A 5,605-nucleotide genomic window follows, 5' to 3' on the forward strand; every position below is an offset into this window, starting at 1 on the left:
CACATCACTCGGCAGCGCGACGCCAAGCGCAAGCAGGTGGAGGCCAAGGCTCAGCTCAACGCCGAGGAGCGTGTCATCGATGCGCTGGTCGGCGCGAGCGCCAGCGCGTCGACCCGCGAGACCTTTCGCCGGCGCCTGCGTTCCGCTGAGCTCGACGACAAGGAAATCGAGATCCAGGTGGCCGAGTCCGCCTCCATGCCGTCCTTCGAGATTCCCGGCATGCCCGGCAGCCAGGTCGGCATGATCAATCTCTCCGACATGCTCGGCAAGGCCTTGGGCCAGCGCACCAAGCCGCGCAAGGTTTCGGTGAAAGACTCGTTCGACATCCTCATGGCCGAGGAGTCCGACAAGCTCATCGACGACGACATGATGATTCAAGAAGCGATCAAGATCGTCGAGAATGACGGCATCGTGTTCTTGGACGAGATCGACAAGATCTGCGCGCGCTCTGAGCGCGCCGGCGCCGACGTCTCACGCGAGGGCGTGCAGCGCGATCTCCTGCCGTTGATCGAAGGCACGACCGTCGGCACCAAATACGGGCCGGTCAAGACCGACCACATTCTCTTTATCGCCTCGGGCGCGTTCCATATCGCCAAGCCCTCCGACCTCTTGCCTGAGCTGCAAGGCCGCCTGCCGATCCGCGTTGAGCTGCGCGCGCTCACCGGCGAGGATTTCCGGCGCATCCTCACCGAGCCCAAGGCCTGCCTCATCAACCAATACGTGGCGCTGATGAAGACGGAAGGGCTGACCCTCGAGTTCACCGAGGACTCGATCGACGCCATCGCAGATATCGCCGTGGAGGTGAACACGTCCGTGGAGAATATCGGCGCGCGGCGCCTCATGACCGTGATGGAGCGCATCCTCGACGAGATTTCCTTCGAGGCCGGCGACAGGCACGGCGAGACCGTGACCATCGACGGTGCCTATGTCCGCGAGCATATCGGCGACCTCGCCAAGAACGCCGACCTGTCGAAGTTCATTCTTTAGGGTGTTTGTGCCGGGAGAATGATCCGGCGTTCCCCCTAGGCTGCGTCTGGGGGTTTTCTCGTGAGGATCTTGCGGCCTGTGAACATGGCGAGGTGATGCTGCCGCCTTCGTGGATCTCCGTAACCACCACGGCGATGAGATGCAGCACGACGGCAATCGCGATCAAATAAAAGCTGATCTCGTGGGTTTCGACGATAGGCGCGCGAAAGTCCCGCATAGACTGATAAGCCATCGCGTCAGTTAGGTCTTTGGAGCCCGGCACGAGTGTTGCGGGTTCCACGCCGGACGCTGCAACCCAATCCGCGATGAGTCCACCGAGGGGCGGCCAATAGAGATCCGTCCCCGCCAGCACGAATCCCGTGATCATCTGAATCAGGAGGAGGAGGAACAGCAGAGTGACACCGATGCGTGCGAGTGGATTGTGTCCGACATACTGCTCTGGCTCTCCTGTTAGAAAGGAAGCAATGTATGCACGTAAAGCGGCGCCGAAACCTCGGCCGCCGGGCAATATGGCTCTCCAGCGAGCGTAACGGTTGCCGAAGAAGGCCCAGATGAAGCGCCACAGCAGATTAATGGCCATGACGTAGCCGAATATCACGTGGACACTCTTCAGCGTGATCTTGCCCTCCGGAGAGAGGCCGAGCTGGCCCCCGGTCAAGATTACCAATCCCGTAGCGATCAGCCCGAGAACGGCGAGCGCGTTGATCCAATGAAACCACCGCGTCGGGGCGTCCCAAGCGATGTATTCACGATAGCCGGATCCGTTCTGCGCGTTGGTCGGCATCCGATCGCTCTATCCGCTAACGCCCACCGCTAGTTGTTTCAGCGGCTTACTGCGCCTTGAACTTCGCCTTGCCCGCGGCCTTTTCCCAAACAATGGAAACGTCGGACGTCTCCTACGCAATGCGCGGTGCTGCGACGACCTACGCACACTGTTCTTTTTGCTCAGGGAATCACTGATGTGGATCAAAGGAGCAAAAGAATGGCTCTCGCGGTTGACGGCGGCCGTATGACCTTTGGTTAGCCAAACTGACATTCCTCAGCCAAGTTCCAGGAAATGCCACGTTTCCACCGTTTGGACGCCCAGTCTCTGAGCCCCTAATTGCCCTGGGACGCGCTTCGGGGGAAACAAATGAAACGCATCGGCAGCCTGCTCGGTCGCCCGTATTCGAGCAACGCCCTGATCGTCATGGTGGCGGTCTACGTCGCGCTGTTCGCCAACACCGCGCTCTTTCGCAACGCGTTCGCGCTCTACAATGGGAGCCCGGAAGAGCTCCTGTTCGCGGCCTCGCTGTTGCCTTTCATTGGGGCGATTTTCGTCGTCATCCTATCCGCGCTGTGCCACCGGGCTGCGGCAAAACCTGTCCTCATCACGTTCTTGCTTCTGAGTGCGCTGATCGCCTTTTTCATGAACCGTTACGGCGTCGTCATCGATGACGACATGCTCGTAAATGTTCTTGAGACGGACAGCAGGGAAGCGCGCGATCTTCTCAATCTCCCGCTCGTTCTGTACGTCTTGATCTTGGGCGTCGTGCCGTCCCTGTTCATCTACAGGGTCACGATGAAGCGTCCCGGTCCTAAGGCCGCGCTGACGTCCCGCCTTCAACTCGTGTCCGCGTCGCTGGCCGTCGTCGTCGGCCTGTTCTTCACGTTCAGCGGGCACTACACGTCCATGTTCCGGGAACACAAGGAAGTCTGGTATCGCGTCAATCCCATTCACGCAGTCTATTCTGCGGGAAGGCTTGTCAATGACTCGGTGACGTTCGCCTCCCTTCCGCATCTGATCGTCGGCGCGAACGCGAAGATCCCGGAAACGGATGTCCATCGCGAGCTCGTCGTCATGGTGGTGGGGGAAACCGCCCGGGCCGACCATTTCTCGCTCAACGGCTACGAGCGGGGGACCAATCCGCGGCTGCAACAGGAAGATGTGATCAACTTTCCCGACTTCTGGTCGTGCGGCACGTCCACCGCGCAGTCTGTGCCTTGCATCTTTTCGCATTATCCGCGCGCGGAGTTCGACCAAGAAAGGGCGAGCGCTGCGGATAATGCGCTCGATGTCTTGAAGCGGGCGGGCGTCAGCATCCTGTGGCGCGACAACAATTCGAGCTCGAAGCACGTCGCCGATCGCGTGGAGTACCAGGCCTATCTCACCAACAAGACCAACCCCGTTTGCGATGTGGAATGCCGGGACGAAGGCATGCTGGTCGGTCTGCAGGACTACATCGACAGCCACCCGAAGGGGGACATCCTGATCGTCCTACATCAGATGGGTAATCATGGACCGGCGTATCACAAGCGCTATCCGCCGGGGTTCGAGCAGTTCACCCCGGCCTGCGAGACGAACGATCTCGGGGCTTGCAGCACGGACGAGATCGTCAACGCTTACGACAATGCCATCCTCTACACCGACTTCTTCCTGTCGAAAGTCATCGAGCTTCTCAAGCCGAATGAGACGTGTTCGAGACGGCGATGCTTTACGTGAGCGACCATGGCGAATCGCTCGGCGAGAACGGCCTTTACCTCCACGGCCTGCCCTATTTCCTCGCGCCCGACGCGCAAAAGCACGTGCCCTTCGTGTTGTGGTTTGGCCGAAATTTTGATCAACAGAGCCTATCGGATATCCAGCAGAAGAGGGCTCAGCGGCTGTCTCACGACAACATTTTCTCGACCCTGCTCGGTCTCTTCGAAATCCAGACCGCGGCCTATGACCCGAAGATGGACATCCTCGACCACACCCATCCCGGGCACTGGTGAGGGATCACGCTCTGGGAGATTTCCGCAAGCGCACATAGAGCGCGCCGCCGCCGCCGAGCCGGCGCGGGGCTTCCGAGAAGCTGACGATTAGCGGCGCGAGATCCCCGTGTGACAGCCAGTGCGGCACCGCCTGGCGCAGCACCCCGCGGGTCTCATCCTCGTAGAACGTGGCGGGCGTCGCGCGCGGCGACCCCTTTCCCGTGATGACCAGCACGTGGCGATAGTCCTTGCCTTGCGCCCATTTGAGGAACTTGCGCAAGGCCACATGCGCGTCCCGCTGGCGCATGCCGTGGAGGTCGAGCCGCGCCTCCACCGCGAGATGTCCCTTGTCGAGCTTCCGCGCCGTCTGCCGGTCGAGGCCGCTATGGGGCGCGTGGCTCGGGCGCGGCGGCAAGACGGGCGCCTTGATCTCGGCCTTCCTGGCGCTGCTAGCCTTTGGTGGCTGGGCGGGCTTTGGCGGTGCCGGGATCCGGGCGACGCGGTTCTTCTTCTTGAGCGGCTCCGCCGTCTGAGCCACCCGGGCCCAGAGTTCGGCGTCGTCCTCGATATTCGTGTCGCGCTTGCCCATCCGGGGTTCCTTTGGCTGCGGACCATAGCGCAAATCCCCTTAAGGCTCGGCTTAAGGCGCCGCTTATGACTTCGGCAGCAGGACGTAGAAGCGCGCTTGCGTTTTCGTGACCCCGGCAATGGCGCCGGCTTCCGCGCCGGAGCCCCAATAGATGTCGCCGCGTTCCTGTCCTCTGATGGCGGAGCCCACGTCCTGCGCAATCATCAGCCGGCGGAACGGTGTGCCGTCCGGCGTCGGCGCTCAGGGGCTGCGACGAAGACCGGCGTACCGAGCGTGTGATAGGCGGCATCGACCGCGAGGCTGCGGCCGGGCGTGAGCGCGACGCCTGCGCGCCGACGGGGCCGTCGTTCGCCTCGTCTTCCGGCAATACGCGGAAGAACACGTAGGACTTGTTCTCGTGCATCAGCGCCCGGCCGCGCGCGGCGTCGGCCCGCAGCCAGCTCTTGAGCCCTTCCATCGTCAGGCCGCCGGGCGGCTTCTCGCCCCGCTCGGCGAGCAGCTTCCCGATCGACGTATAGGCATGGCCGTTCTTGGCCGCATAGCCGAGCCGCACCCACGAGCCGTCCGGGAACCGCACGCGCCCCGATCCCTGGACCTGCATGAAGAAGAGCTCGATGGGATCGTCGAGATAAAGCAGCTCGAGACCCTGGCCTCGAGGGCGCCGGCGTCGATCTCCGCCCGCCGCACCGTCTCCTTCGCGTCGCGATCGCCTGGAGACCGGGGCGCCCCGGTGTCCAGACGAGATGAGTGACTTCGTCTGGCGGCGCCCGAGGCGCGGCACCGGGAAGAGGCGGGGCCCTTGAGCGCGCGGCAGCACGCACGTGTCCGGCAGGAATACGATGGGCGCCTGCAGGCCCTTGGCGCCATGCACCGTCATGATGCGCACCTCGTCGCGGTCCTGCTCCATGTCGCGCTTGATCTCAATATCGCCGGCGCGGAGCTGATTGACGAAGCCCTGCAGCGACGGCGCCTCATCCCGGTCGTAGGCGAGCGCGGCGTCGAGAAACTCATCGATCGCCTCGGCCGCCTCCGGGCCGAGCCGCGTTAGCATCCGCTTGCGCATGAGCTGCCCGTCAGCCCCCAAGAGCGCGGAGAAAAACTCGTAAGGAGGCAGGATGTCGGCTTGACCGAGCCACGCGGCGATCCGCTTGGCCGCTTCAACGAAACGCGGGTCGGTGCCCGCCTTCTCTTTCAGCCTTGCCCACAACGAGAGTTTGCGATCGTAGGCGAGATCGAACAGCGAGTCGTCGTCCAGACCGAAGAGCGGGCTTTTCAGGACCACGGCAAGCGCGAGAT

The 5,605-nt window shown here is 62.6% G+C and carries 6 protein-coding genes; 3 read left to right on the forward strand and 3 right to left on the reverse strand.

Translation table 11 applies throughout. The features are described 5' to 3' along the window. A partial coding sequence (hslU, locus tag AUC71_RS11045) for an ATP-dependent protease ATPase subunit HslU (protein ID WP_069624309.1) occupies positions 1-987 on the forward strand: 987 nt, incomplete at its 5' end. On the opposite strand, the gene AUC71_RS11050 is transcribed toward hslU, so the two are convergent. Next, entirely contained in the window at positions 977-1,771 is a 795-nt protein-coding gene (locus AUC71_RS11050; protein ID WP_244500916.1) for a cytochrome b/b6 domain-containing protein, read from the reverse strand. The two genes, hslU and AUC71_RS11050, sit on opposite strands and share 11 nt — an antisense overlap. A gap of 348 nt (positions 1,772-2,119) precedes the next feature. Here AUC71_RS11050 and AUC71_RS11055 point away from each other — a divergent pair, with 348 nt between their 5' ends. Then, a complete protein-coding gene (locus AUC71_RS11055; RefSeq protein WP_083238303.1) occupies positions 2,120-3,469 on the forward strand; it encodes a phosphoethanolamine transferase in 1,350 nt (449 codons plus the stop codon). Then, positions 3,442-3,741, forward strand: coding sequence for a sulfatase-like hydrolase/transferase (locus tag AUC71_RS21980; protein WP_083238304.1), 300 nt, complete (start codon positions 3,442-3,444; stop codon positions 3,739-3,741). Before AUC71_RS11055 ends, AUC71_RS21980 begins: the two co-directional genes overlap by 28 nt. Positions 3,742-3,745: 4 nt before the next feature. Here AUC71_RS21980 and AUC71_RS11060 read toward each other — a convergent pair whose 3' ends face one another. Both AUC71_RS11060 and AUC71_RS21245 read right to left on the reverse strand, forming a co-directional pair. Further along, on the reverse strand, positions 3,746-4,135 hold the full coding sequence (locus AUC71_RS11060; protein ID WP_244500917.1) for a Smr/MutS family protein: 390 nt from the start codon (positions 4,133-4,135) through the stop codon (positions 3,746-3,748). 34 nt (positions 4,136-4,169) lie between these two features. Then, positions 4,170-5,605, reverse strand: a 1,436-nt coding sequence (locus AUC71_RS21245) for an MltA domain-containing protein (protein ID WP_244500918.1), incomplete at its 5' end; no start/stop codon positions are given.

It is taken from the genome of Methyloceanibacter marginalis (assembly GCF_001723295.1).
In the GTDB taxonomy this organism is placed as follows: domain Bacteria; phylum Pseudomonadota; class Alphaproteobacteria; order Rhizobiales; family Methyloligellaceae; genus Methyloceanibacter; species Methyloceanibacter marginalis.